We start from the raw sequence: 24,949 nt of genomic DNA, 5'->3' as shown, positions 1-24,949 counted from the left end.
GCACGGCATGCGCCGGGACACGCGGCGCGGCGGTTCTCACCCGCTCGGGATGTTTGATTTACCATGACCGTTTGCCGCGGCGCGCCATCGAACAACGTCGCCGGCGCCATCGCCGCTACCCACGCCGACGGGCACGCAAGTTGAACAAGGAACATTTCGATTATCGCACGGGCATCCTCGGCTCACCGGCCGAGGTCGACGCCGCCGAATGGAACGCGCTGCTCGCACGCCAGGCGCAGCCCACGCCGTTTCTGCGCCACGAATTCCTCACGGCGCTCGACGCCGCGCGCTGCGCCGCGCCGAACGAAGGCTGGGCGGCGCAGTTCGTCACGCTCACCGACGCGCGTACGGGCCGGCTCGCCGCCGCCGCGCCGGTGTACCTGAAGGGTCACTCGTACGGCGAGTATGTGTTCGACTGGGCATGGGCCGACGCCTACAAGCGCAACGGCCTCGAGTACTACCCGAAGCTGCTGTGCGCCGTGCCGTTCACGCCGGTGCAAGGCACGCGCCTGATCGCCGCCGACGAAACCGCGCGCCGCCACCTGGCCGCCACGCTGCTCGCTTTCGCCGAGCAGGCCGACGTGTCGTCGCTGCACGTGCTCTTTCCGACCGCCGAGGACGCCGAGGCGCTCACGGACCTCGGCATGATGCAGCGCGAAGGCGTGCAGTTTCACTGGCTCAACGAGGGCTATCGCGACTTCGAGGACTTTCTTTCCACGCTCGAGCAGAAGAAGCGCAAGAACATCCGCGCGGAGCGCCGCAAGGTGCGCGACGCGGGCGTGACGATGCGGCGCGTGCGCGGCGAGGACATCGGCGACGCCGAATGGCGCTTCTTCAGCCGCTGCTACCGGCAGACCTATCGCGAGCATTTCTCGTCGCCGTATCTGAATCTCGACTTCTTTCGCATGATCGGCGAAACGATGCCCGAGAATCTGCTGCTCGTGATCGCGGAGCGCGAAGGCAAGCCGATCGCGAGTTCGCTCGTGGTCTGGCAGCGCGGCGAGCATGGCCGGGGCGGCACGCTCTACGGCCGCTACTGGGGCGCGCTCGAACACGTGCCGTGCCTGCACTTCGAGACCGCGTACTACCAGCCGCTCGAATTCTGCATCGAGGAAAAGCTCGACGTATTCGAAGGCGGCGCGCAAGGCGAGCACAAGATGGCGCGCGGCTTCCTGCCCACCGTCACGCGTTCGGCGCACTGGCTCGCGCACCCGGCGTTCGCCGACGCCGTCGCGCGCTTTCTCGAAAGCGAGACGAACCACATTCACGCCTACATGCACGAGCTCAACGAGCACAATCCGTTTCGCGCGTGACGCCGGCGTGCGCCGTCGATGCGCGAAACGGGCGTGGCCGCCGCTACTGCCTGAACCAGCGGTGCGAGACGTTGTCGACGATCATCCTGGCGTGCGCATCCGTCTTCGCCTTGATCTGCGCGAGCTCGGCGGGCGTCATGCTCGCGTTCGAGCACGCGGCGCGGTAGTTCGGGAAGTTGACGCCGCAAGTGAGCGCCATCTGCTTGCCGCGCTGCACGTCGCCGGTGTCGCGATAGAACGCGATCATGTCGGGCCACGTTTGCGGCGCCTGCCCGAACCACGCGAACTGCGCCTCGAGAAACGCGCGCGCCTGCGCCCGGTTGCTTGCCGCCATCGCGTCCGCGAGCTGCACCTGCACGCGCCATGAGCGCTCCGGCGCCCTCTGGTTGCGCGCGAGAATCTGCGCGGGCGTCTCGTTCGAGCGCGCGTGCGAAAGCGCGAGCAGATTGGCGAGATAGAAGTCCGGCGCGGCGTCGTTTGCCGTCGCGCCCGAGGCCGCTTTCTGCGCGAGCCGGTAAGCCTCGGCGTAGCGCTGCTGGGCCTCGAGCATGTCGATGTCGCCCAGCATCGCGTAATGCGCGAGCACTTCCTTCGTGTGGCGCTGCTTGCGCGCGGCTTGCCACGGCGCGGTCGTCGCCGGCGGACGCTTGCCGGCGATCAGGCCTTCGACGGCCTTGCTCAGGTCGTCCTCGCGCGCTTCGCCCTCGGGATGCGTGTCGCGCAGCGACGCCATGCCTTTCGCGAGCGCGCGGTCCAGCGTGCGCTGCGCGTCGTAGGCGCCGGTGTTCAGGCTCACCTGCCCTTGCGCGAGCGTGTCGTTGAGCTTCGCGAGCGCGTCGTTGATGCCCTGCAGCGCCTGCGCGGGGCCCGAAGGCTGCGCGTCGGACGACGCGAGCGGTGCGGCCGCCGCGACCGCGGCGCTCGCCCCGCTCGCCGCCGTGGCCGGGCTCTTCGGTATTTTGGCGAGCGTGTCGGCGCGGATCTTGTCGTGCATCGCGTCGTCCTGCGCCTTCTGCAGCTTCTCGTCGCGCTCGCGCGCGGCGGTGTCGTAGCTGTCGATGCGCTCGAGGAACGCCTTGAACCCGTAGATATACGAGTAGCCGCAGCGCAGGCTCACGGTCGCGCCGAACAGATCGGCCTGTTCCTCGATGCTGCGCTGCCAGGCCGGCATCAGCACCGTCGTGCCGATGCTCTGCACGAGTGCGATCTTGTCGAGCCCGTTCCAGCCGCGATCGACGACGTTGCGGTTCACGACCGACCACGTCACGCTCGCGAGAATCGCCGAGGCGTCGCCCGCGTTGCGCACGTCGTACACCGCGTAGTGGTTCAGATAGATGTGGCCGTATTCGTGCGAGAGGATCGCGAAGATCTCGTCCTCGGATTCAGCCGACATGATCCAGCCGAGCGGAATGTAGATGTTGCCCGCCGCGGTCGAGCTCGCGTTGAGCGACGTATCCGACGTGATGTGCACCGTGACGGGCCAGTCCGTCGTGCCGGTCGCCACCTTGATCTTCTGCAGCAGCGTGTTGAGGTACTGCTCCATCTCGGGCATGGACACGAGGCCCCAGCCGTCGGCGCGGTGGTCGTTGAGGTCCTGCTTCGCGTCGGGCCAGGTGTGCGCGGGCGGCGGCGGCAGTTCGCCCGCGGTCTTCACGACGGCCTTGTCGGGCGCGCCGGGCGCGAGCGACGAAAGCGACGAAAGCGACGCGAAGCCCGAAGACCCCGGCAGGTTCGAGCAGGCAGCGAGCGAGAGCGCGGCGGCGCAGGCCGCCGCGGCGCGGGCGAACGGCGGCCTCATTGGCAACGATTCGTCGACGAGCCGAGGTCGCCCGCGCTCTGCGTGCCGCCCGCCGTCTTCTCGCAGGCCGCCTTCACGACCTGGCTCGCCCGCACGTTCATCGAATCGACCCAGTAGTCCTTGCCATCGAGCCGCACGCGGTAATAGCCCGAGTTGTCTTCGAGCACCGGCCAGGGCAGGCCGCTCGCGTGCGTCGAGCTCGCGGGCGTGCCCGGCGCGGGCGTGGCGTAAAGAGGCAGCGGGTCGCGCTTCACGCTCAGGATCGACTGGGCGGCCGTGGCCTGCGTCGCCCATGCGGCGGCGAGCGCGACGGCGAGCGGCAACGCGACGTTCGCGCCGCGTCGCACGAGTGTCGGCATGAGGTTCAGTTTGCGGCTTTGCTTCATGGTCATTCCCCGTTTGCGTGAATTTGCGTCAGTTTGCGTGACGGATTGCGTTACTGGCTTTTCTCTTCGGCGGCGATTTGCGTCCGAGCCTCCTCGCCCTCGCCCGCCTTCTCGTGTTTCTCGGGTCCCAGCAGCCATTCGACGAGCTTCTCGTTCCACTCGAACCATTCCGCCGCGAGCGCGAACACCGCGATATCGACGATGCTCAGAAAGCCCATGTTCAGCACCGACTGGCCGAGATAGAGCAGCACGGCGACGAGCACAAGCGACGCGCCGATCTCGAGCGCGCACTTGAGGAACCAGAGCGCCGACTCGCCGGCGCGCCCCGCGACCCAGGGCAGGAGGCCCTCGAAAGGCTTGCGTTCGTTTTTTTCTTCCTTGCGCATGCGGTTTTTCGCGGAGCGCACCGCCACCACCGCCAGCAGCCCGCCGAGGACGAGCATGAACAGGTGCAGATGATCGCGGTCCGCGCGCAGGGCGAGCGCCGCCGCGTGCTTGTAGCTCGATCCGTAGGTGTACAGGTTGTCGAGCGCCATCGCGTGGAGATAGACGCCGGGAATGCGGCCGTGAATCGGCGAGATCACGTAGTCGTTCGAATAGGCGCGCGCGGTGCCGATCATGACGACGCGACCGGTCAACGCGCGCTCGAGCAGGGCCTCGCCTTCGTCGTCGGCGTTCGCGAAGTCGTAGGCGTAGACCGTTTCGTGGTAGACGCAGACAGGTTTCTCCGCGTCGTGAAAGAGCAGTTCGCGCAGCCCGAACGGCACGATTTCGAGCAGGCCGTGGTCGGGACGGCAATAAAGTTCGCGCGAGGTTTGCGCGTCGTGCGCGTTGTGCGCCTCGCCGCCCTCCTCCGGCTCGTGCCGCGCGAGCGAACGCATGCCGTCGGCGGCGGGCGAGAGGCCCCACGAAAGCGCCATCGGCGCGCTGGCGTCGGCGATCGGCTGCTTCGCGAGGTCGTCGTAGATCGCGAGCGCCGCGCTGCGCCGCGCGAGGCCCTCGCCGCCGGGGGCTTCGAGCGGATAGGTCCACGCAAGCTTGTCGATTTCATCGGGCCGGAAACCGATCGCGACGGGCTCGAAGCACCGCCCGCGCAGTTCGTCGAGGCCCGCGCGCACGCGCAGGACTCCGGCTTCGTCGGGCGTTCCCGCGAGAAAGACCCTGGTACCGGCGGCACGCAACGCGCACAGGCGCTGCGCGAACAGCGCGAGCGTCGGGTCGGGGCGCGCATCGCGAAACATGATGTCGAAGAACACGGCGCGCGGCTTGTAGCTCCCGAGCGCGTCGAGAAGCCGCGCGTAGTAGCCATAGCTCGCGGGCCAGGTCTGCCCCGCCTGCGCGAGCGACGCGTCGTCGATCAGCATGACGGAAATGGCGTCGCGCGAGCCGTTGCCGTACGCCTGCCCCGCAACGGGCGCATAGGCGCTCGCGGCCTTGCGTGTGGCGAACTCCTCGCCGAAGAGCTGCGGCAGCACGAGCGCGGCCGCGATGCCGAACACGATCGCCAGCAGTCCCTGCAGCGTCGTGCGATTGAAAAGCGCGGCGGCGAGCCGGTTCTTCAGCTCGCACGCTCCCCGTACCCATGCATTCATTCTCGTTCTTGACCGCTTGTTCTGTGCGCGCGTGCGCTCGTTGTTTTTGCGTTTTTACCCGCTGACCGGCCGGTACGACGCAGCCGGCGAACAGCGCTCTCGACTGCATTACGGCCGCCACGGCGCAAAACTTTAGCCGCGAGGGGTGCGGCCTGACGCCCGCGCGGCGATACGGCAGGCCCTCACTCTTAGCATGCCACGCGATCTGTGGGACACTCACGCTCGCCCTAGCCCTTCTCCCCCCGCGCCCCCTCTGCCTCCATGCCGTGGTTCCTCTATCTCCTCGAATGCGCCGACGGCAGCGTCTACACGGGCATCGCAACCGACGTCGCCGCACGCTTCGCCCAGCACGCGAGCGGCACGGGCGCGCGCTACACGCGCTCGCACAAGCCGGTGCAGGTGCTCGCGCAATTCGAACTCGCCGACCGCGCGAGCGCTTCGAGCGCCGAGTACTGGGTCAAACGCCTGAAGCCGGACGAAAAGCGCGCGCTCGCCGCCGGCGCGCGCTCGCTCGAATCGGTGCTGCCCGCGCCGCCCGCGAGCGCGGAACCGGAAGCCGAAGCGCCGGCGTGAACAAGCGTCGCCGAGCGTAAGCGTTTGTGCCAGGACGCGCGGCTCTTTTCATCGACTGCCCGCACTCCGGCCTAAAGCAGCGCGCGCCCCCGCCGATATCACGCACAGGACGCCGCGCCGAGGTACCCGCGCGCCCTCTCATATCACCCGCAAGCCGAGGGGCCCGGTCACGCATGATGAGATCGACCAGAAGGGAGACCGGCGCGCTGACGCGCGCGGGGGAAACGAGCCGGCAAGCCCCTGGCCGGCGAGGACTGCGGCGCACGACCGCGGTCCTGCTGCCGCTATGGCTGCTCGCGGCCGCGATGACGCTGATCGCTTCGATCAGCGTGGCGATCATGGCGATTCTGCTCGCCTATGTCGCAGGCGAAAGCAGTTGGTCAAAGGGGCAGAAGGATGCCGTTCACGCACTCGAGCGCTACGCGCGCACGGGCGACGAGGCGGACTACGGCGCGTTCCTCGCCGGCATCGCCGTGCCGCTCGGCGACCGCGCGGCACGGCTCGAAATGAACCGCGCGCAGCCCGACCCGGCGGCGATACGGCGCGGCTTCGAGCGCGGGCGCATCGCGCACGCCGACATGGACGGCATGGTGTGGGGTTACCGCACGCTCAAGAACACGCCGTGGCTGCGTCCGGCCGTGGCGTTCTGGGACACCGGCGACCGCTACATCGTGCGTCTCGCCGATACGGGCGAGCGCCTGCACGCGCTTGGGCGAGCAGGCAAGCTGCACGCCCCCGAATCCGCAAGCCTCGTGCACGAGCTGCAGGACATCGACAGCGAGCTCGCGCCCGTCGAAAGCGGCTTCTCGCGCTCGCTCGACGACGCGGCGCGCACCACCCGCTCGCTGCTCATGCTCGTGCTCGCCGCGGCCGCGATCGTGCTGCTCGGCGTGTTCTCGCAGTTCATCCGTCGCGCGCTCGCCCGCAGCGAACGCCTCGAAGCCGAGGTGCGCAAGAACGAGGAACGCCTCACGCTCGGCTTCGAGGGCATCAACGCCGGACTCTGGGACTGGGAAATCGGCAGCCGCCAGTGCTACTTCTCGAACTGGCTCTACGAGCAGCTCGGCTATGACGTCGGCACCCGATTCGACAGCGAAGCCGGTCTCGCGCAGCTCGTCCACGCCGACGACCTCTCGCTCGTGCGCCACGCACTGCGCGAGCACCTTGCGCGCGCAACGACATTCGACGTGGCGTTTCGCCTGCGTACGCTCGCGGGCGGCTACTGCTGGTGCCGCGCACGCGGCCAGGCGGTGCGCGACGCGCACGGGCGCGCCGTGCGCATGGTCGGGTGCCTCTTCGACATCTCCGAGCTGAGGAACGCCGAGGCAAAGGCATACACCGAACGCGAGCTGGCCGAAGTCACGCTCGCTTCCATCGGCGACGCCGTCATTCGCACCGACGAAGACGCCCGCGTGACCTACTGCAACGCCGTCGCCGAACGCATGCTCGGCCGCGCGGCCGCCGACATCGTCGCGCAGCCTTTCGACGCCGTCTGCAAGCTGCGCAACGACGCCGACGGCGCGCGGCGCTTCGATATCCTGAGCGTGGCCCACGCGAAGAGCGGCAGCGCCAGTCTCTATCTCTCGCGCCCGGACGGCTCGCGCCTCGCGGTCGACTACTCGGTGTCGAAGCTGCGCGATGCGCAAGGCCGCGCGATCGGCACCGTCATCGTGCTCTACGACGTGAGCGCGCTGCGCGAGCACGCGGCGCGCCTCGCGTACCAGGCCACCCACGACGAGCTCACCGACCTCTACAACCGGCGCGAGTTCGAGCGGCGCCTCACTGCGCTGCTCGAGAACGACGAGCGCGCGCAGCCTGCACATCCGGGCCACGCGGTCATGTTTCTCGACCTCGACCAGTTCAAGGTCGTCAACGACACATGCGGCCACTCGACGGGCGACGAACTGCTCCGCCAGGTCTGCCGCGCACTGAAGAGCGAACTGCGTGACGAGGACATCATCGCGCGGCTGGGCGGCGACGAGTTCGGCGTGGTGATGCCGCACTGCACGGCGGCGCACGCGTCGCTGCTCGCGGAGAACCTGCGCGCGGCCATCGCCGCGATCCGCTTCACGGGCGCCGGACGCGTCGTGCAGACGAGCGTGAGCATCGGCCTCGTCGGCGACGCGGAGGGACTCGTTTCCGTGAAGGAAGTGATGAAGGCCGCCGACGTAGCCTGCTACATGGCGAAGAAGAAAGGCCGCAACCGCGTGCATCGCTTTCGCTACGACGACGAGGAACTGTCGCAAACGCACGCGCAGATGGCGTGGGTTTCCGACATCAAGGCGGCGCTGGAAAACGGCCAGTTCTGCCTGTACGGCCAGCCGATGCTTGCGCTCGCGCAGGCATCGGCGCCGGCCGCGCCGGAGGACACGCACGTCGAGCTGCTGCTGCGCATGCGCTCCCACTCGGGCACGCTCGTGGAGCCCGCCGCGTTCATCGGCGCGGCCGAGCGCTTCGACCTCATGCCGGCGATCGACCGCTGGGTGATCGCGAGAGCGTTCGCGATGATCGCCGCCAACACGCACCGGTACGGCACGTGGGCGATCAATCTCTCGGGCGCCTCGCTCGGCGACGGGCAACTCGCCGACTACATCGAGGCGCAGCAGCGCATCTGGTCCGTTCCGTTTGCGCGCGTGTGCTTCGAGATCACCGAAACGGCCGCGATCACGAACCTGCACGAGGCGATCACGCTCATCGAGCGCCTGCGCGCGCAGGGCTGCCGCTTCGCGCTGGACGACTTCGGCGCGGGCATGTCGTCGTTCAATTACCTCAAGCACCTGAACGTCGACTACCTGAAGATCGACGCCAGTTTCATACGCGGCATCGTCGGGAGTCCGCTGGATCAGGCCATCGTGCGCGCGATCAACGAGGTCGCGCACGCGGCCGGCAAGCTGACGATCGCCGAGGGCGTGGAAGATGCCGCCATCATGGACCTGATGATCGCCATGGGCCTGGACTACGCCCAAGGCTACCGCGTCGGCAGACCCGTGCAGCTCGACGTCCTGCGCGAGCCGGAACTGCGCGACATGGCCGAGCCCGGCTGAGCGTGCGCCCATGAAAAAACCGCACGGCCTTGCGGCGCGTGCGGTTTTTGCCGACGCTCGAAGCGCGGCTTACTTCTTGAAGTTCGCGACGCCGTCGGTGATTTCCTTGTGGGCGGCTTCAATGCCGACCCAGCCTTCGACCTTGACCCACTTGCCCTTTTCGAGCGACTTGTAGTTCTCGAAGAAGTGCTTGATCTGGTCCTTCAGGTACTCGGGCACGTCGTCGAGCGTCTTGATGCCGGCCGTCATCGGGCAGACCTTGTCGTGCGGGACCGCGATCAGCTTCGCGTCGACGCCCGACTCGTCGGTCATCTGCAGCATGCCGAGCGCGCGCGAGCGCACGACCGAGCCGGCCAGCAGCGGAAACGGCGTGATCACGAGCACGTCGACGGGGTCGCCGTCGCCCGAGAGCGTCTGCGGGATGAAGCCGTAGTTCACGGGATAGCGCATGCCCGTGCCGACAAAACGGTCGACGACGAGCAGACCCAGGTCCTTGTCGGCTTCGTATTTCACCGGATCGCTTTGCGCGGGAATCTCGATGATCACGTTGAAGTCTTGCGGCAGATCCTTGCCGGCGGGCACATTTGCAAAGCTCATGAGCGCTCTCTGTTGAGAAGGGAAAACCGACGGCTCGCGCGCAAAACCGGCGCGAAACCGGACGTTGGAGGATGGACGCCATTATAGCCAATCAGGCGCGCCGGTCCGCAGAACGGCGGAAGCAGGCCGCCTGTCCGCCCACCCGCCAGCGGGCCGCGGCAATTTTCGTACCGGACGGAGCACCTGCTGAAATCGCCCGCGCGGCCCGCCAGATCGGCGCGATAATCGGCTGACCCGGCGCGGCCGCGAGCAGCGGCGGCGCGCGACTGGCGGCGCGGTTCGTTGTTTTGCGTTTCCCTTCCCTCGTTTCACCCCGTTTCACATCCATTACGAGGCGCATGCATGGAAGAAGCGAAGCACTTCATCGGCGGCGAGTGGCGCTCGCCTTCCAGCGGCGAGACGCTCGCCGCGATCGATCCCTCCACCGGCCAGCCCTTCGCGCAGCTCGCGCGCGGCAACGCCGCCGACATCGACGACGCCGTCACGGCCGCGCGCCGCGCCCATGAAGGCGCATGGGGCGCGCTGAGCGCCGCCGCGCGCGGGCGGCTGCTGTTCGCGCTTTCGGGACTCGTCGGCCAGCACAAGGAAGCGCTCGCGCAGCTCGAAGCCCGCGACACCGGCAAACCGCTCAGGCAGGCGCGCGCCGACGCCGCGGCGCTCGCGCGCTACTTCGAGTTCTACGCGGGCGCCGCCGACAAGCTGCACGGCGAAACGCTGCCCTATGAGGCCGGCTACACGGTGCTCACGGTGCGCGAGCCGCATGGCGTGACAGGCCACATCGTTCCCTGGAACTACCCGATGCAGATTTTCGGCCGCAGCGTGGGCGCGGCGCTCGCCGCCGGCAACGCCTGCGTGGTGAAGCCCGCCGAAGACGCCTGCGTGTCGCTCCTGCGCGTGGCCGAACTGGCGCGCGAAGCCGGCCTGCCCGCCGGCGCGCTCAACATCGTCACCGGGCTCGGGCACGAAGCGGGCGCGGCGCTCGCGGCGCACCCCGGCATCGACCATGTTTCGTTCACGGGCTCGCCGCAAACGGGCAAGCTCGTCGCGCAGATGGCCGCCGGCAATCACGTGCCCGTCACGCTCGAACTGGGCGGCAAGTCGCCGCAAATCGTCTTCGCCGATGCGGACCTCGACGCCGCGCTGCCCGTGCTCGTTGCCGCGATCGTGCAGAACGCCGGGCAAACGTGCTCGGCGGGTAGCCGCGTGCTGATCGAGCACAGCGTCTACGAGCCGCTGCTCGACCGGCTCGCCGCGGCGTTCGGCAAGCTGCGCGTGGGCCCGGCCAGCGCCGACCTCGACTGCGGCCCGCTCATCAACGAAAAGCAGCGTCGGCGCGTGCGCGGCTTTCTCGACGAAGCGGCCGCCAGCGGCATCGAGACGGTGGCGAGCGGCAGGCTCGAAGCCGATGCCCCCGCGGGCGGCTTCTACGAAGTGCCGACGCTCCTGCGCGACGTACCGCCGCAAAGCCGTCTCGCGCAGGAAGAGGTGTTCGGGCCGGTGCTCGCGGCCATGCCCTTCGGGAGCGAGGAGGAAGCGCTCGCGCTCGCCAACGGCACGCCCTACGGGCTCGTGGCGGGCGTGTGGACGCGCGACGGCGCGCGCCAGATGCGCATGGCGCGGTGCGTGCGCGCGGGCCAGGTGTTCGTCAACAACTATGGCGCGGGCGGCGGCGTGGAGTTGCCGTTCGGCGGCACGCGGCACTCCGGGCACGGCCGCGAGAAGGGCTTCGAGGCGCTTTATGGCTTCACGGTGCTGAAAACCATCGCGATCCGGCACGGCTGAAGCACCCCGACAACCAGACCAACGGAGACACCATGCGACTCAAAGGCAAGACGGCCGTCGTGACGGGCGCCGGCTCGGGCTTCGGCGAAGGCATTGCGAAAACCTACGCGCGCGAAGGCGCGAACGTCGTCATCAACGACCTGAACGGCGAAGCGGCCGAACGCGTGGCGAGCGAAATCGCGCTCGCGGGCGGCAAGGCCATCGCGGTGCCGGGCGACGTCACGCGCGAAGCCGACTGGCACGCGCTGCGCGAAGCGGCCATCGAGGACTTCGGCAGCGTGCAGATCGTCGTCAACAACGCGGGCACCACGCATCGGAACAAGCCCGTGCTCGAGGTGAGCGAAGCCGAATTCGACCGCGTCTACGCCGTCAACGTGAAGGGCCTTTACTGGAGCGTGCGCGCGTTCGTGCCGCATTTTCGCGAGCGCGGCGGCGGCGCGTTCGTCAACATCGCCTCGACAGCGGGCATCCGGCCGCGGCCCGGCCTGGTCTGGTACAACGGCAGCAAGGGCGCGATGCTCGTCGCGAGCAAGGCGCTCGCCGCCGAACTGGGCGCCGACCAGATCCGCGTGAACTGCGTGAATCCCGTGATCGGCGACACAGGGCTCACGGCCGAGTTCATGGGCGTGCCCGATACGCCCGAGAACCGCCAGCGCTTCATCGCGACCATCCCGCTCGGGCGCTTCTCCACGCCCCAGGACGTGGCCAACGCCTGCCTCTATCTGGCCTCCGACGAAGCCGCGTTCATCACCGGCACCTGCATCGAAGTCGATGGCGGACGCTGCGTGTAGCGCCCGCGACCATGCGCCAGGAGTTGCTAAGTGCTTGACTGATCGGTGTTTTCCCCGATCGATACGCGCCGTCGCGGCCCGGCGGCGCGTATAGAATGGTCGTGCCCGAACGTTGCATATCCAACATAAGAAGACCCGGGACAACGAAAGCAACACAGGAGACAGAGACACCATGGCCAGTCCAGCGAATCATCTGCCGCATGCGGGCGCAGGCGCCCCGCCCTCCGCGTTCGAAGAAGCCACCTACCGCAAAGTCGCGTGGCGCCTCATCCCGCTTCTCATGCTCTGCTACGTGGTCGCCTATCTGGACCGCGTGAACGTGGGCTTCGCCAAGCTGCAAATGAGCACCGCTCTCAATCTTTCGGACGCCGTCTATGGCTTCGGCGCCGGCATCTTCTTCATCGGGTACTTTTTGTTCGAAGTGCCAAGCAACGTGATCCTGCACCGCGTGGGCGCCCGCGTATGGATCGCGCGCATCATGGTCACGTGGGGCCTCGTCTCCATCCTGACGATGTTCGTCACCACGCCCACCATGTTCTACGTGATGCGCTTTCTGCTCGGCCTGTGCGAGGCGGGCTTCTTCCCCGGCATCATCCTCTATCTGACGTACTGGTATCCGGCGCACCGGCGCGGTCGCATGACGACGTGGTTCATGACGGCCATCGCGCTCTCGGGCGTGATCGGCGGACCGGTTTCGGGCTGGATTCTCAAGTCCTTCGACGGCGCGAACGGCTGGCAGGGCTGGCAGTGGCTGTTCTTGCTCGAAGGGCTGCCTTCGGTGATCGTCGGCGTGCTGGTGTTCTTCGTGCTCGACGACCGCATCGGCAAGGCGAAGTGGCTCACGGACGAAGAACGCGCGCTGCTCGAACGCAACATCGCCGCCGAAGATGCGACGAAGGAAGACCCGCCGATCATGACCGTGCTCACGAGCCCGCGCGTGCTCGTCATGAGCCTCACCTACTTCTCGTTCGTGATGGGCCTCTACGGCGTGAGCTTCTGGCTGCCCACCATCATCAAGTCGACGGGCGTGAAGGACGCGCTCATGATCGGCCTGCTTTCGGCGATTCCGTTCGCCGCCGCCGTGATCGGCATGGTGCTCGTCGCGAAGAGCGCCGACCGCGCGCGCGAGCGCCGCTGGCACATTGCGGTTCCGGCCGCCATCGGCGCGCTTGGCCTCGTACTCTCGGTCACGTGGGCGCACGACACCACGCTCGCGATGACGGCGCTCACGCTCGCGACCATGGGCATCCTCACCACGCTGCCGCTCTTCTGGAGCCTGCCCACGGCCTGGCTCGCGGGCACGGGCGCGGCGGCCGGCATCGCGCTCATCAATTCGATCGGCAATCTCGCGGGCTTTCTGAGCCCGTATGCGGTGGGCTGGCTCAAGCAGGCCACGTCCGCCAACGATTCGGGCATGTACATGCTCGCGGCGTGCATGATTCTCGGCGGCCTGCTCGCGCTTTCGGCGCCGGCGAGGCTCGTGAACCGCTAAGCCGTTCGGCCGCCCCAGAAGCAAACGGCCGCCTGTTTCGCAGGCGGCCGTTTTCGTTGCGGCTTCGGGTTCGCAACTGCGGGGCCATCAAACCACGTTCATCGAGAGCGCGCTCTCGCGGTAGTGCGCGGCAGCCTTCTCGCCGTCGCCGAGCTGCTCGTGCAGACGCGCGAGCGCGCGATGCGAGCGGATCTTGAGGGGCTCGTTCTCGCTCGCGTCGGCGGACTTGACCGCGGCTTCGAGGAACGACTGTGCCTTGCCCCAAAGCTGCTGCTTCAGGCACAGGCGGCCCAGCGCGAACAGCAGGTCGCCGTCCTCCGGGCGGTCCTTGCGCCACGCCTCGGCCTTCTGGATGAGCGGCAACGCGTCGCTGCCCGCGGTGTCCGGATAGCGGCGCAGCAGGCGCGCGTCCCAGTTCTGCGCGAGCGCTTCCTCGACGATCTTGCGCGCGTCGTTCGGGCGGTCGAGCGCGATCAGCAGTTCGGCGGCGCAATCGGCGAGCCGCGGCGAGTGGCGCTCGACCGTCGAGAGCGACTGCCACAGTTCGAGCAGCGCATCGGCGTCGTGACGGCGGTCGCGCAGCAGGTTTTCCGCCGCGAGCTGGCGCAGGCGCACGGCCACAGCCGGATGCAGCGCCTCGCGCTTTTCCAGCGTCTTCACGAGCTTGAGCACTTCGCTCCAGTTCTTGAGCTGCTGCTGCGCACGCAACGCGATCTGCTGCGCGTGAATGCGGCGGCCGCCCTGCGAGCGCATTTCGGTGAGCGCGGCGAGCGCGCCGTCTGCGTCGCGACCATCGGCGCGCATGTCGGCGGTGGCCATGAGGCGCGCTTCCTGGAGATCGGGGTCATCGACCCGGGTGAGCCATTCGTCGCGGCGCGCGTATTCGTGCAGGCGATGCGCGGCGGTGGCCGCGATCAGGCCAGCGGCGCTCGTGTTCCTTTCGTCGGCGAGCGAATCGCGCGCAGCCTTCTCGGCGCGCGAGAAGCGGCCGGCGTAAAGATTGCCCACGGCGTCGCGCAGCGCGGCGTGCGCCTTCTCCGTGCGCATGCGCGCGCGATAGGCGGCGACGCGGCGCGGCATCGTCACGATGTTGCGCACGAAGCGCAGGATCGCGTAAAGCAGCAGGAACGCCACCACGATGCCGACCACGAACAGATTGAGCGAGACGTCGACGCGATACGGCGGATAGACGAGCAGCACCTGCCCGGCGTCGAAGCGCCCGACGGTTGCGAGCGCAACGGCAATCGCGAAGAGGAGCGCGAGCCAGAGGAGTCCACGGATCGCCATGTCTTACCCCCGGCTCCGGTACTGCTGGATCGCCTTCAGGCTCGTGTCGAGCGTGGGCAGCGCGACGGCGGCCGAGCCGGCGTTCACTTCCTTGAGCATTTCGCGCACGGTCTGCGTGTCTTTCGACGCGCCGTCGAAGTAGCGCGCGAGCGTGGCGTCGGCGGCGGAGAGGTCGGACTTGAGCGTGTCCTGGTTGCGCGAGAGCAGCGACAGGCGCGCCGACAGCAGGCGCAGCTTCAGGTTCTCGCGCACGAAATAGCCCTGGTCGGGCGACACGAGCATGGCGTCCGCATTGTCGATGCGGCGCACCTGCACGAGGCTCGCGATCTGCTTGCCGACCCCGTCGACGAACGTGTCGATCCACACCTTCCAGCGCGGCTGGCTCGTCGCGGCGGCGACCTTCGCGACATCGGCGGGCGCGGCGGCCTCGGGTTTCGTGTGGGCGACGATCGCTTCGCCCGACAGCGGCAGCGAGTCGATCTGGCCGAGCGCGGTGTCGAGCTTGATGGCGAGGCCGGTCAGGTCCGTGGAGGGCGCGGCCTTGAGCTTGTCGATGTCCTGCGCGATCGCCTTGCGCACGACGATGGCCTGCGGGTTTTCCGAGGCGGCGAGGCGCGTGTCGGCGCTTTGCAGCGCGAACAGCGCGAGTTGTGTGTTGCCCGTGAGCTGGAGCTGTTCGCTCGCGCTCGAGAGCATCTGGCCGACTTCGGCGAGCGTCCAGTCGTCGCGGCTCTTCGAGAGATCGGCGTATTGCTGCGCGAGCGCCTGCTGCGAATTCTGCGCGTCGGCGATCTTGCCTTCGAGCTGCGAGATTTGCTTGTCGAGCTGCTGCGCACCCGCGACAACCTGATCGGCGCGCGCGCTCAGTGCGGCGATCTGTTGCTCGCCCGCCTGCTGGCGCTGGGCGAGCTGCGTGTCGAGCCGGTCCAGCTTGCGGTTGAGCGCATAGCCGCCCGCCCCCGCGCCCGCCGCGATCAGCGCCACGACGATCCACAGCAGCGCCGTGCCCGCGCCGCGCCGCGCGCCGCCCGCCGCACCCGATCCGGGCGGCTGGGCCGGCGGCGCGGAAGCACTCGCGCCCGACGACGCATACGACGGCCGCGCGGACGCGCCGCCGGAAACCGCGGCGCCCGTGGTGACGGCGCCCTGGTTTGCTGTGCTGCTGGAGTTGTTCGAATCTGTCATGCGTGGGTTGGCCGGCGCCTGGGCCGGAGTGTTCTGAACCGGTTGAACAACGGAAGAAGCGAGCCCAAGCAGCGTCTCGACGATGCGTTCGTCGCCCGCGCCGGACACCGTAATCCTATCAAAACCCATTGAGCGGGCCGTCTCGGCGATGCGCGGGTGAGGCGCCACGACCGGCGCGTGATGCAGCTCGACGATCTCGCCCGCCGTGAGGTGATCGCGCGCGAGCTCGTCGAGGTTGCGCACGCCCTCGGAACTCGTCACGAGCCACGCGTGCGGCGCGCCTTCGAGGAGCGCGTGAACCCGCGTCCAGGCGGCGATGGGCGGCTCGGGCACGATACGGCGGTATGCCGCGACGGTCTCCACCTCGGCGCCCGCCTCGCGCAGGCGCTCGGCGAGCCACTCGCGGCCGCCGTCGCCGCGCACGATCAGCACGCGCTTGCCCGCAAAGGCGTTCGCTCCGAAAGCCGTTTCTAGCGCCGCGTAAAGCGACTCCGAATCGAAGCGCGCCTCGTCGCCGGTGCCCGCCGGGCTCACCACGCGATGATCGGGCTCGGCCACGCCATGACGCTCGAGCGCGGCCACGCTCGCCGGGCCGACCACGGCCACCGGCAGCGCGGGCGGCCAGATCGCGGAGACCGAGGCGTAGCACGCGAACGCGCGATCGACGGCGTTGGGCGAAACGAACACGACGAGCGCATAGCGTTCGAGCGCGCCGAGCGCGGCGCGCAACGGCGCTTCGTCGCTAACGGGCGCGATGGCGATGAGCGGGAAGTCGAGCGTGCGCATGCCGTGCTGCGCCAGTTGCGCGGCGAGCGTCTCCGACTGACCGGCCGGCCGGGTAATGACGACGGTGAACGGCGTGCCGCTCCTTGCATGCGCCGCGCGGCTGGCGCCAGTCGCGGCGTCGCCGGGGCCGCCCCACTCGTCGGGCTGGCCGGCGTTGCCGCGCGGTTGCCAGGCGCCCGTCATCGCCCGGATGCCGGGCCTTCGCCCGCGCCGGTTGAGTCGCTCGCTGCGCCGCCGCTCTTTCCCGGTGCCGTGTTCGGACCGTCGGCGGCCTGGGCCGCCTCTGCGAGCGCGCGCACGATATCGAGCGCGCCCTGGGCGATGAGATCGTCGGCGACTCGCCGCCCGAGCGCGAGGGCATCGCCGACGGTAGCCGCCGGCGTCGCTTCCTGCGCGGCGAGCACGCGGCTCGCGTCGGGCGTGGCGATCGTGCTGCGCAACGCGAGCTTGCCGTCCCGCCACCGCGCATAGGCGGCGAGCGGCACCGTGCAACTGCCGCCGAGTGCGCGCGAGACCATGCGCTCGGCCTCGACGGCCTTCGCGGTAGCGTCGTCGTGCAGCGGCGCGAGCCACGCGGCAAGTTCCGGCCGACCGGCGCGGATCTCGATGCCGAGCGCGCCCTGCCCCGCAGCCGGCAGACTGTCCTCGGGCTCGATCAGCGCGCGGATGCGCGCGCCCAGACCGAGGCGCTTCAAGCCCGCCGCTGCCAGGATGATGGCCGCGTAGTCGCCGCGATCGAGCTTGGCGAGGCGCGTATCGAGGTTGCCGCGCAGCGGCTTCACGTCGAGGTGTGGATAGCGCGCGCGAATCATCGACTCGCGCCGCAGACTGGACGTGCCCACCACGCTGCCCGCGGGGAGCGCCGCGAGCGACGCGTAGTCGCTGGAGACGAACGCGTCGCGCGGGTCCTCGCGCTCCATGATGGCCGCGAGCGTGAAGCGCTCCGGCAGTTCCATCGGCACATCCTTGAGCGAATGCACGGCCAGATCGGCGCGGCCGTCGTCCAGCGCCTGCTCCAGTTCCTTCACGAAAAGTCCCTTGCCGCCCACTTTCGAAAGCGTACGGTCGAGAATTTGATCGCCACGTGTCGTCATTCCGACAATTTTCACGTCGCAGGCTGGATATAATTTGTGCAGCGCAGCTTGCACATGCTCTGCCTGCCACATCGCGAGGCGGCTCTCCCGCGAAGCGATCACAAGTGTGCGGGGCATGGGCGCGGATAACGTCTCGGAATTCATGGCAAGTTACATCGAATGACGGGATGAAAAGCAGGATCGGATAACAGGCAATGTTAGCACGCACCCTTTTTATGGCCCGCCCCGATGGATTGACCACGAGGTTGGCCACGAGGCGCGTGCGGCGGCAAGGAAGAGACCCGGCGAAGCACACGGCGCTAACCATACTGGCGAGGCCGACGATGCCCGGCTTGCGTGGCCCCACGGCGACATCCGAGGCGCGCCGCGGCCCAAAAGGCCGCGCGGGCCGCGTGCGTATGACCGAAGGCGGCTCCAGCGCGCGCCCGTCAGCGCGGCGCCGTGAACTCTCTCGAGCAAGGCCTGCACCCGGCGCATCGCCTTCGCGGCCCGCGCCGTCTCTGCGACTTCCGCATGGCTCGCTCAGGGTGGCACCTCCACCCTTCCCAGGTTGCACCCGCAGTACACGGGCCCGGCATGCGCCGCGGCCTGGTAGTTGGCAGTCCCCGATCAACCTGCCCATATCCTGGCAAGCCTCAAGGAAAACATCGTGAAGTCTTCAGGCTCGGCGCGCGCAGAGCGCCGCAACAACGCATCGCAGAACGCTACTTCGAAGGCCGCGGCCACGCCGTCCGCTAAACCGGCGAAAACGACGAAGACCACGAAGACCACGAAACCCACCGCGACCAAACCGGCCACCCGAACGTCGCAGAAGGCGTCGAAAGCGCCGAAGGCAACGAAAGCCGCGAAGGCGCCCCTCGCCGCGGGAAAGAACGCCGGCGCTGCGCGCAACGGCCGCGCGCGCGACGACAAGGACCTGCCGCTCTTCGAGGACATCCGCTATCTGGGGCGTCTCCTCGGCGAGGTCCTGCGCGAGCAGGAAGGCGACGCCGTGTTCGACGTCGTGGAAACCATTCGTCAGACCGCGGTGCGCTTTCGCCGCGAAGACGACTCCGCCGACGCGCTCGCGCTGGAAAAGCAGCTTCGCGCGCTCTCGCCCGAGCAGACCGTGAGCGTGGTGCGCGCGTTCAGCTACTTCTCGCATCTCGCCAACATCGCCGAGGACCGCCACCGCAACCGCCGCCGCCGCATTCACGAGCTGGCGGGCTCGGCGCCGCAGGCGGGCACCATCGCGCATTCGCTCGAGCGCCTCGCGCAAGCGGGCGCGGCCGCCACGCCCGTGCTCCAGCAGTTCTTCAACGACGCGCTGATCGTGCCCGTGCTCACCGCGCACCCCACGGAAGTGCAGCGCAAAAGCACGCTCGACTCGCAGCACGACATCGCGCGCCTGCTCGCCGAGCGCGACCAGCCGCTCACGCATCGCGAACTCGAGCACAACGAGGCGCTGCTGCGCGCGCGCGTGACCTCGCTCTGGCAAACGCGCATGCTGCGCGAGTCGCGCCTGACCGTCGGCGACGAAATCGAAAACGCGCTTTCGTATTACCACACGACCTTCCTCACCGAGATCCCCGCGCTCTACAGCGAGATCGAAACGCAGCTCAAGGAGCACGGTCTCTCGGCGCGCCTGCCCGCGTTCTTCCAGATGGGCAGCTGGATCGGCGGCGACCGCGACGGCAATCCGAACGTCACGGCCGCCACGCTCGAAGAAGCCAGCGAGCGCCAGGCGCAGGTGATCCTGCAACACTACCTCGACGAAGTGCACCGGCTCGGCGCCGAGCTCTCGGTGTCGAACCTGCTCGCGGGCGCGAGCGAGGAACTGAAGGCGCTGGCCGAAGCCTCGCCCGACCAGTCGCCGCACCGCGTGGACGAGCCGTATCGCCGCGCGCTGATCGGCGTGTACACGCGTCTTGCCGCGAGCGCGCGCGTGCGCCTCGGCGAAGGCGTGGTGGCGGTGCGCAGCGCCGGGCGCAACGCCGCGCCCGTGCGCGCGCAGCCGTATGCGGACGCCGGCGAATTCTCGCGCGACCTGCATGTCCTGATGGATTCGCTCGCGGAGCATCACGGCGCCTCGCTCGCGACGACGCGGCTCGCGCCGCTCATGCGCGCCGTCGACGTGTTCGGTTTCCATCTTGCGTCGATCGATCTGCGCCAAAGTTCGGACATCCACGAAGCCGTGATTGCGGAGCTGCTCGCGCGCGCGGGCGTCGAAGCCGATTACGCCGCGCTCTCCGAAGAAGACAAGCAGATCGTCCTGCTCGCGCAACTCGCCGACCCGCGCACGCTACGCTCGCCGTATCTCGACTATTCCGACCTCGCGAAGAGCGAGCTCGGCGTGCTGGAAATGGCGCGCGTGACGCGCGAGAAGTTCGGCGCGCGCGCGGTGCGCAACTACATCATCTCGCACACCGAAACGGTTTCGGATCTGCTAGAGGTGATGCTGCTGCAGAAGGAAACCGGCCTCTTTAGCGGACGCCTCGGCCACGCCGACGACCCCGCGAAAGCCGCGCTCATGGTGATCCCGCTCTTCGAGACGATTCCCGACTTGCGCCACGCCCCGCACATCATGCGCGACCTGCTGGCGCTGCCGGGCATGGACGGCATCGTCGAGCACCAGGGCAACGAGCAGGAAATCATGCTCGGCTACTCGGACAGCAACAAGGACGGCGGCTTCCTTACCTCGAACTGGGAGCTGTATCGCGCGGAACTCGCGCTCGTTTCGCTCTACAAGGAGCGCGGCATCACGCTGCGCCTGTTCCATGGCCGAGGCGGCACGGTGGGCCGCGGCGGCGGCCCGACCTACAGCGCGATCCTCTCGCAGCCGCCGGGCACGGTGGAAGGCCAGATCCGCCTGACCGAGCAAGGCGAAGTCATCGCGAGCAAGTTCGGCAATCCGGAGATCGGCCGCCGCAACCTCGAAACCGTGATCGCCGCGACGCTCGAAGCCACGCTGCTGCCGATGGGCGGCACCTCGGGCGCGCCCGACCAGTTGCCCCAGTTCGAGGAGACGATGCAGCAGCTTTCCGATGCCGCGATGGCCGCGTACCGCTCGCTCGTCTACGAGACGCCCGGTTTCACCGACTACTTCTTCGCCTCGACGCCGATCACGGAAATCGCGGAACTCAACATCGGCAGCCGCCCGGCCTCGCGCAAGCTGCAGGACCCGAAGCACCGCAAGATCGACGACCTGCGCGCGATTCCGTGGGGCTTTTCATGGGGCCAGTGCCGTTTGCTGATCACGGGTTGGTACGGCTTCGGCAGCGCGGTGGCCTCGTATCTCGACGAAGCGGGCAGCGACGCCGAGCGCGCGCGCCGTCTCGCCATGTTCAAGAAGATGTACAAGACCTGGCCGTTCTTCTCGAACCTGCTCTCGAACATGGACATGACGCTCGCGAAGACCGACCTCGCGGTGGCGTCGCGCTACGCGCAGCTCGTCGCCGACAAGAAGCTGCGCAAGCACGTGTTCGAGCGCATCGTGGCCGAGTGGGAGCGCACGACGCGCGTGCTCGACGAGATCACGGGCGCGAGCGGCCGCCTCGCGGACAACCCGCTGCTCGCGCGCTCGATCAAGAACCGCTTCCCGTATCTCGATCCGCTGAATCACTTGCAGGTGGAACTCATCAAGCGCTACCGCGCCGGCGATCCGAGCCCGCGCGTGCGGCGCGGGATTCATCTGACGATCAACGGAATCGCGGCGGGGTTGCGTAATACGGGGTAATCGCGGGTTGATGCAGCGCTTCGCCTGAGCGCCCGCGTTCATGGAAACGGTGTCGGCCCCTTACGGGGGCGGCACCGTTTTTTCTTGCCGGTTTCGTGAACGCCCCGATCACCCGCATTGCATGAACATGCGCCGCAAGCCGCGCCTAAGCGGGCGCGTTAGCCTTGATATCGAACGTTCCGGTAACGACGCCTCGACTGCCGCCTAGTGCGTTCTGAACGATATATTCCTGTTTTACGCGGGCAAACGACAGCCGGACCTGTTCGTAACTCGCGGACATCTCCGCTCCTGTCACGATCACGTCGGACATCGTGATCTGCAGGAAATCGAGCGGTACGCCTCCCGCCTTGCGCATGGTCAGCACCACTTGGTCAATATGCTTGCCAGTAAGGCAGTACGACATAAGATTCGGGCTTGCCCTGTCAACCTGGTGGAAGAACACCAGATCCTCGACCGAAGCTTTTCCCGCACCCCCGCCAGAACCGGACATCATGGAGGAGCGCTGCGACATCTTCCATGTCCAGTTCTCTACCTGAATTTCGCCGGGGTGCGCGGCATCTTCCGATTCGCCAGTGATTCCGTTAATTTTGATGAACACGTCATTCGACATTTGACCGCTTCCTTTTGATGAATCGGGTCGCGAGCCACACGACAAGCGTGGCGAGGATGAACGAAACGACCACCGCGACGTACATATAGAAGTCCAGCACTTCCTCGGCGCCATAGATGCCTAGCAGCGCGCAAAACCTGGCTACCGTGTCGATGGCCCTGTCCGAGAACGAGGTAAGGCCGTAAAGCCACACGAAAAAAAACGTGAGAACGAACGTGGCGCCGCTGCAAACGAGATGTCCCATGTACCTCATTGCACGTCCACCGTCCCGTAGGCGAATCCCTTGCCGCCCGGCAGTGGCATCCGGCTCGCCGCCTTGAGCGCCGCGCGCAGACGCACGAATGCAACAGGATCGGCGAGAGTGATGCACCCTTCGCTCAGATTCTTCGGCCCGGCAGGGTGCAGCCGGAAGTTGCCGCGGCGAACGCCATGCACGAACAGCCAATCGTCCATCGTCGTCGCGCTGTAGAGCGAGAACCACTGGCTTTTGTCCGTGCTCCATGTGTGCGCGCCGATATAGTCCGTCAGATGCGTGAACAGGCCGCCGGACCCGCGATCCACGATGTAATAGCGCCCAGGGGGAAGCGGCCCGGCGTTGGGAATAGCGATGTCAGCCGGATTGTTCGTGCTGGCCTTATCGCCCGAGAACGCCTTGAAGGCTCCGGCGCCAGGGCAGTGCAAGACCGACATGGATTTGTTGTTGAGGCTGAATGTGCATTGGATTGGCATGGCAATAACCGCTATTCGATCAAGCCCAGCCACACCAAGTTTCTTGAGGTATCCGTCACGGCAAAACTCCCCTCTTTACGGAGAAAACGCCATGAATAGCACACGTCTGGATTACTAAATTTACAATACATCAATATCCGCAAGACTACGATACCGCGAGGGAATATCGCTGATATAAACCTCCCTCGAATTCCGTCAGAATTCCAATAAACCCGAGCACGCATACACTAACGGCGTCGCACCCTTACGGGCACGACGCCGCTTCTTCTTGCATCAACCGCTCGAAGCGCCTCAATCCCGCCGCGTCGCCTCGATCATCAGCGCATCGAGCTTGAAAGACCCATCGCTTTGGACATCGAAATATTGGCGCACCTCGTCGGGTGCGCGCTCCCACATCGAGCGGATCGCCGCCACGCGCTCGGGCGGCGTGCGCATACGCGCGACCCACGAATCGAAGTCGAGCGCGATGCGCCAGCGCTCGCTCACCCTCGCGTCGAAACCGGCAGCGTCGAGCATCGCGAGCCACTCGCCGGCGCGATAGTCGCGGACGTGCGAGGCGTCGCGCAGCAGTTCGATCGCCTGAATGTGCGTGTCGTAAAGCGAATCGTCGATGCCCGCGATGTCGACGAACTTCAGCCGCCCGCCCGGCTTCAGCACGCGGTGCGCTTCGGCCAGCGCGCGCGGCACGTCGCGCCAGTGATGCGCGCTCATGCGGCTCACGGCCCAGTCGAAGGCGGCGTCGGCGAAAGGCAGCGCTTCTGCCGCGCCCTGCTGCGCGCGCACCGTCGTCAAGCCGCGCGCCTTCGCGGCGGCCTCGACGGTGGCGAGCATCTGCGGGGCAATGTCGTAGGCCACGACTTCGCGCACGTGCGGCGCCACGGCGAAGCTCACGTGCCCGGCGCCGCAGCCCATGTCGAGCACCGTCGCGTTGCCGCAGGTGGCCGCGAAGGTCGCGGCGAGATTGTCGAGGTCCGCGCCGCTCGCGTGGACCTGGCTCGTGAGGTAGGCGGCGGCAGTCGAGCCGAACGCGTCGGCGACCTGATCGTGATGTTTCATCGAATGCTCCTTGTCAGGTTTCCCATGCGGCGTTTATGTGGGGCGCGAAGCGGATGGCGCCTCGCGTCCGGCCTGCGGACCTCGGGGCCGGCTCGACGGCGCGGGCCGGCCGCCGCGTCAGCCGCTACAATAGAGACCGTTTTGTACCAGTACAAGTCAAGCGATTATTCTGGTATCGCCGCTACCCGCCCTACGTAAAATGAGCCTCGACACGCCCGCCGCCGCCAGCGGCTCCGCCAACACCCTCGACGCGACGCCGGCCCGCGCGCTCGGCGAGTTCATCCGCGCCCACCGCGAGCGCCTTTCGCCAGCGGAAGTCGGCCTGCCGCCGGGCCCGCGCCGCCGCACGCCGGGCCTGCGCCGCGAGGAAGTCGCGCAGTTGTGCGGCGTGAGCCCCACCTGGTACACGTGGATCGAACAGGGCCGCCCCGTTTCGGCTTCGGCCGATGCGCTCGCGCGCATCGCCGTCGCGCTGCGGCTCTCGCGCGCCGAGCGCGCCTATCTGTTCGAGCTGGCCGCCCAGCGCGACCCCGCCGAGCCCGACCCGGCCGCCGCCGCGGAAGCGCCCGCCACGCTGCTGCAAACCGTGAAGCTCGTGAACGCCCCCGCCTACGTGCTCGACCGCCAGTGGACCGCGCTCGCCTGGAACGCCCACGCGGCAGACCTGTTCACGGGCTGGCTCGACGGCGACCACGACCGCAACCTGCTGCGCTTCACGTTCACCGAGCCGCTCGGGCGCGAACTGATCGTCGATTGGGAAACGCGCGCGCGGCGGCTCGCCGCCGAGTTCCGCGCCGACTCGATCCGCCACCTGAACGACGCGCCCACGCGCGCGCTCGTCGATTCGCTGATCGCCGCGAGCGACGACTTCGCGCGCTTCTGGGCCTCGCAGGACGTGTTCGAGCGCGAAGGCGGGCGGCGCGAGTTCAACCATCCGCGCCACGGCCGCGTCGCCTACGATCAGATCACGCTCAAGCCCGCTCATCGCGAGGACCTCAAGCTCGTGGTGCTGGTGCGGCTCTGACGCCGCCGCGCGCGGCGCGCGCCGAAGCGCGGCGGCGGCCCGGCGCCCGGGCGCCCGGGCGCCGCGCCCGCCGATGGTAAAATCGCCTTCTTTCC

General features: G+C 68.0%; 19 protein-coding genes. 8 read left to right on the top strand and 11 right to left on the bottom strand.

All coding sequences use genetic code 11. The annotated features are described in order from the left end of the window. The first annotated feature begins 140 nt into the window (after nt 1-140). Complete coding sequence (locus BLU17_RS12605) at nt 141-1,313, top strand: GNAT family N-acetyltransferase (protein WP_091997056.1); 1,173 nt, start codon at nt 141-143, stop codon at nt 1,311-1,313. A 43-nt stretch (nt 1,314-1,356) separates the two neighbouring features. On the opposite strand, the gene BLU17_RS12600 is transcribed toward BLU17_RS12605, so the two are convergent. Genes BLU17_RS12600 through BLU17_RS12595 form a run of 3 tightly spaced genes read right to left on the bottom strand, consistent with a single transcriptional unit; the run spans nt 1,357 to nt 5,089 of the window. Beyond that, on the bottom strand, nt 1,357-3,111 hold the full coding sequence (locus BLU17_RS12600; RefSeq protein WP_176929051.1) for a M48 family metalloprotease: 1,755 nt from the start codon (nt 3,109-3,111) through the stop codon (nt 1,357-1,359). Beyond that, complete coding sequence (locus BLU17_RS33120) at nt 3,108-3,497, bottom strand: hypothetical protein (protein ID WP_176929049.1); 390 nt, start codon at nt 3,495-3,497, stop codon at nt 3,108-3,110. The genes BLU17_RS12600 and BLU17_RS33120 overlap by 4 nt, the downstream gene beginning before the upstream one ends. A 50-nt stretch (nt 3,498-3,547) precedes the next feature. Then, nucleotides 3,548-5,089: a CHASE2 domain-containing protein gene (locus BLU17_RS12595; RefSeq protein WP_091997054.1), complete on the bottom strand. Its 1,542-nt coding sequence runs from the start codon at nt 5,087-5,089 to the stop codon at nt 3,548-3,550. Between the two features lie 261 nt (nt 5,090-5,350). Here BLU17_RS12595 and BLU17_RS12590 point away from each other — a divergent pair, with 261 nt between their 5' ends. Together BLU17_RS12590 and BLU17_RS12585 are read left to right on the top strand one after the other, a co-directional pair. Then, entirely contained in the window at nt 5,351-5,662 is a 312-nt protein-coding gene (locus BLU17_RS12590; protein ID WP_091997053.1) for a GIY-YIG nuclease family protein, read from the top strand. A 173-nt stretch (nt 5,663-5,835) separates the two neighbouring features. Then, nucleotides 5,836-8,706 carry an EAL domain-containing protein gene (locus tag BLU17_RS12585; protein ID WP_091997052.1) on the top strand — a complete coding sequence of 957 codons (2,871 nt, stop codon included), beginning with the start codon at nt 5,836-5,838 and terminating at the stop codon, nt 8,704-8,706. A 69-nt stretch (nt 8,707-8,775) separates the two neighbouring features. Here BLU17_RS12585 and ppa read toward each other — a convergent pair whose 3' ends face one another. Further along, nucleotides 8,776-9,303: an inorganic diphosphatase gene (gene ppa / locus BLU17_RS12580; RefSeq protein ID WP_091997051.1), complete on the bottom strand. Its 528-nt coding sequence runs from the start codon at nt 9,301-9,303 to the stop codon at nt 8,776-8,778. 342 nt (nt 9,304-9,645) lie between these two features. On the opposite strand from ppa, the gene BLU17_RS12575 reads away from it, so the two are divergent. From BLU17_RS12575 to BLU17_RS12565, 3 genes are all read left to right on the top strand, one after another. Continuing rightward, entirely contained in the window at nt 9,646-11,085 is a 1,440-nt protein-coding gene (locus BLU17_RS12575) for an aldehyde dehydrogenase family protein (protein ID WP_091997050.1), read from the top strand. A 32-nt stretch (nt 11,086-11,117) separates the two neighbouring features. Then, nucleotides 11,118-11,876: an SDR family oxidoreductase gene (locus BLU17_RS12570; RefSeq protein WP_091997049.1), complete on the top strand. Its 759-nt coding sequence runs from the start codon at nt 11,118-11,120 to the stop codon at nt 11,874-11,876. A gap of 172 nt (nt 11,877-12,048) precedes the next feature. Beyond that, nucleotides 12,049-13,368, top strand: coding sequence for an MFS transporter (locus tag BLU17_RS12565; RefSeq protein ID WP_091997048.1), 1,320 nt, complete (start codon nt 12,049-12,051; stop codon nt 13,366-13,368). Between the two features lie 87 nt (nt 13,369-13,455). Here BLU17_RS12565 and BLU17_RS12560 read toward each other — a convergent pair whose 3' ends face one another. The 3 genes from BLU17_RS12560 to hemC are packed head-to-tail and all read right to left on the bottom strand — an operon-like array spanning nt 13,456 to nt 17,864. Next, nucleotides 13,456-14,655, bottom strand: a complete 1,200-nt coding sequence (locus BLU17_RS12560; RefSeq protein ID WP_091997047.1) for a heme biosynthesis protein HemY — start codon at nt 14,653-14,655, stop codon at nt 13,456-13,458. A gap of 3 nt (nt 14,656-14,658) precedes the next feature. Beyond that, complete coding sequence (gene hemDX / locus BLU17_RS12555) at nt 14,659-16,809, bottom strand: fused uroporphyrinogen-III synthase HemD/membrane protein HemX (RefSeq protein ID WP_091997046.1); 2,151 nt, start codon at nt 16,807-16,809, stop codon at nt 14,659-14,661. Beyond that, the gene (gene hemC / locus BLU17_RS12550; protein WP_091997045.1) at nt 16,806-17,864 is read right to left on the bottom strand and encodes a hydroxymethylbilane synthase; all 1,059 of its coding nucleotides are present in this window, start codon (nt 17,862-17,864) and stop codon (nt 16,806-16,808) included. Before hemC ends, hemDX begins: the two co-directional genes overlap by 4 nt. Nucleotides 17,865-18,369: 505 nt before the next feature. On the opposite strand from hemC, the gene ppc reads away from it, so the two are divergent. Then, the gene (gene ppc / locus BLU17_RS12545; protein ID WP_091997044.1) at nt 18,370-21,435 is read left to right on the top strand and encodes a phosphoenolpyruvate carboxylase; all 3,066 of its coding nucleotides are present in this window, start codon (nt 18,370-18,372) and stop codon (nt 21,433-21,435) included. A 145-nt stretch (nt 21,436-21,580) separates the two neighbouring features. Here the strand turns inward: ppc and BLU17_RS12540 are convergent, their stop codons facing one another. The 4 genes from BLU17_RS12540 to BLU17_RS12525 form a co-directional block, all read right to left on the bottom strand. Further along, on the bottom strand, nt 21,581-22,045 hold the full coding sequence (locus BLU17_RS12540) for an Hcp family type VI secretion system effector (RefSeq protein WP_091997043.1): 465 nt from the start codon (nt 22,043-22,045) through the stop codon (nt 21,581-21,583). Next, nucleotides 22,035-22,289 (bottom strand): hypothetical protein, encoded by a 255-nt coding sequence (locus BLU17_RS12535; RefSeq protein ID WP_091997042.1) that lies wholly within the window; start codon nt 22,287-22,289, stop codon nt 22,035-22,037. The genes BLU17_RS12540 and BLU17_RS12535 overlap by 11 nt, the downstream gene beginning before the upstream one ends. A gap of 5 nt (nt 22,290-22,294) precedes the next feature. Beyond that, nucleotides 22,295-22,807: a DUF2778 domain-containing protein gene (locus BLU17_RS12530; protein WP_245746830.1), complete on the bottom strand. Its 513-nt coding sequence runs from the start codon at nt 22,805-22,807 to the stop codon at nt 22,295-22,297. Nucleotides 22,808-23,065: 258 nt separating this feature from the next. Further along, complete coding sequence (locus tag BLU17_RS12525) at nt 23,066-23,830, bottom strand: class I SAM-dependent methyltransferase (RefSeq protein WP_091997041.1); 765 nt, start codon at nt 23,828-23,830, stop codon at nt 23,066-23,068. Nucleotides 23,831-24,029: 199 nt separating this feature from the next. On the opposite strand from BLU17_RS12525, the gene BLU17_RS12520 reads away from it, so the two are divergent. Next, complete coding sequence (locus BLU17_RS12520; RefSeq protein WP_091997040.1) at nt 24,030-24,854, top strand: helix-turn-helix transcriptional regulator; 825 nt, start codon at nt 24,030-24,032, stop codon at nt 24,852-24,854. The last annotated feature ends 95 nt before the right edge of the window (nt 24,855-24,949 follow it).

Source organism: Paraburkholderia lycopersici (genome assembly GCF_900096975.1).
GTDB classification, from domain to species: domain Bacteria; phylum Pseudomonadota; class Gammaproteobacteria; order Burkholderiales; family Burkholderiaceae; genus Paraburkholderia; species Paraburkholderia lycopersici.
Note: the sequence above shows the minus strand (reverse complement) of the source record. Positions and strands in the feature narration are given on the sequence as shown.

Coding starts and splice junctions, on each gene's coding strand:
- BLU17_RS12600 (WP_176929051.1), bottom strand. CDS start 3,111: ATGAGGCCGCCGTTCGCCCGCGCCGCGGCGGCCTGCGCCGCCGCGCTC.
- BLU17_RS33120 (WP_176929049.1), bottom strand. CDS start 3,497: ATGAAGCAAAGCCGCAAACTGAACCTCATGCCGACACTCGTGCGACGC.
- BLU17_RS12595 (WP_091997054.1), bottom strand. CDS start 5,089: ATGAATGCATGGGTACGGGGAGCGTGCGAGCTGAAGAACCGGCTCGCC.
- BLU17_RS12590 (WP_091997053.1), top strand. CDS start 5,351: ATGCCGTGGTTCCTCTATCTCCTCGAATGCGCCGACGGCAGCGTCTAC.
- BLU17_RS12585 (WP_091997052.1), top strand. CDS start 5,836: ATGATGAGATCGACCAGAAGGGAGACCGGCGCGCTGACGCGCGCGGGG.
- ppa (WP_091997051.1), bottom strand. CDS start 9,303: ATGAGCTTTGCAAATGTGCCCGCCGGCAAGGATCTGCCGCAAGACTTC.
- BLU17_RS12575 (WP_091997050.1), top strand. CDS start 9,646: ATGGAAGAAGCGAAGCACTTCATCGGCGGCGAGTGGCGCTCGCCTTCC.
- BLU17_RS12570 (WP_091997049.1), top strand. CDS start 11,118: ATGCGACTCAAAGGCAAGACGGCCGTCGTGACGGGCGCCGGCTCGGGC.
- BLU17_RS12565 (WP_091997048.1), top strand. CDS start 12,049: ATGGCCAGTCCAGCGAATCATCTGCCGCATGCGGGCGCAGGCGCCCCG.
- BLU17_RS12560 (WP_091997047.1), bottom strand. CDS start 14,655: ATGGCGATCCGTGGACTCCTCTGGCTCGCGCTCCTCTTCGCGATTGCC.
- hemDX (WP_091997046.1), bottom strand. CDS start 16,809: ATGACGGGCGCCTGGCAACCGCGCGGCAACGCCGGCCAGCCCGACGAG.
- hemC (WP_091997045.1), bottom strand. CDS start 17,864: ATGAATTCCGAGACGTTATCCGCGCCCATGCCCCGCACACTTGTGATC.
- BLU17_RS12540 (WP_091997043.1), bottom strand. CDS start 22,045: ATGTCGAATGACGTGTTCATCAAAATTAACGGAATCACTGGCGAATCG.
- BLU17_RS12535 (WP_091997042.1), bottom strand. CDS start 22,289: ATGGGACATCTCGTTTGCAGCGGCGCCACGTTCGTTCTCACGTTTTTT.
- BLU17_RS12525 (WP_091997041.1), bottom strand. CDS start 23,830: ATGAAACATCACGATCAGGTCGCCGACGCGTTCGGCTCGACTGCCGCC.
- BLU17_RS12520 (WP_091997040.1), top strand. CDS start 24,030: ATGAGCCTCGACACGCCCGCCGCCGCCAGCGGCTCCGCCAACACCCTC.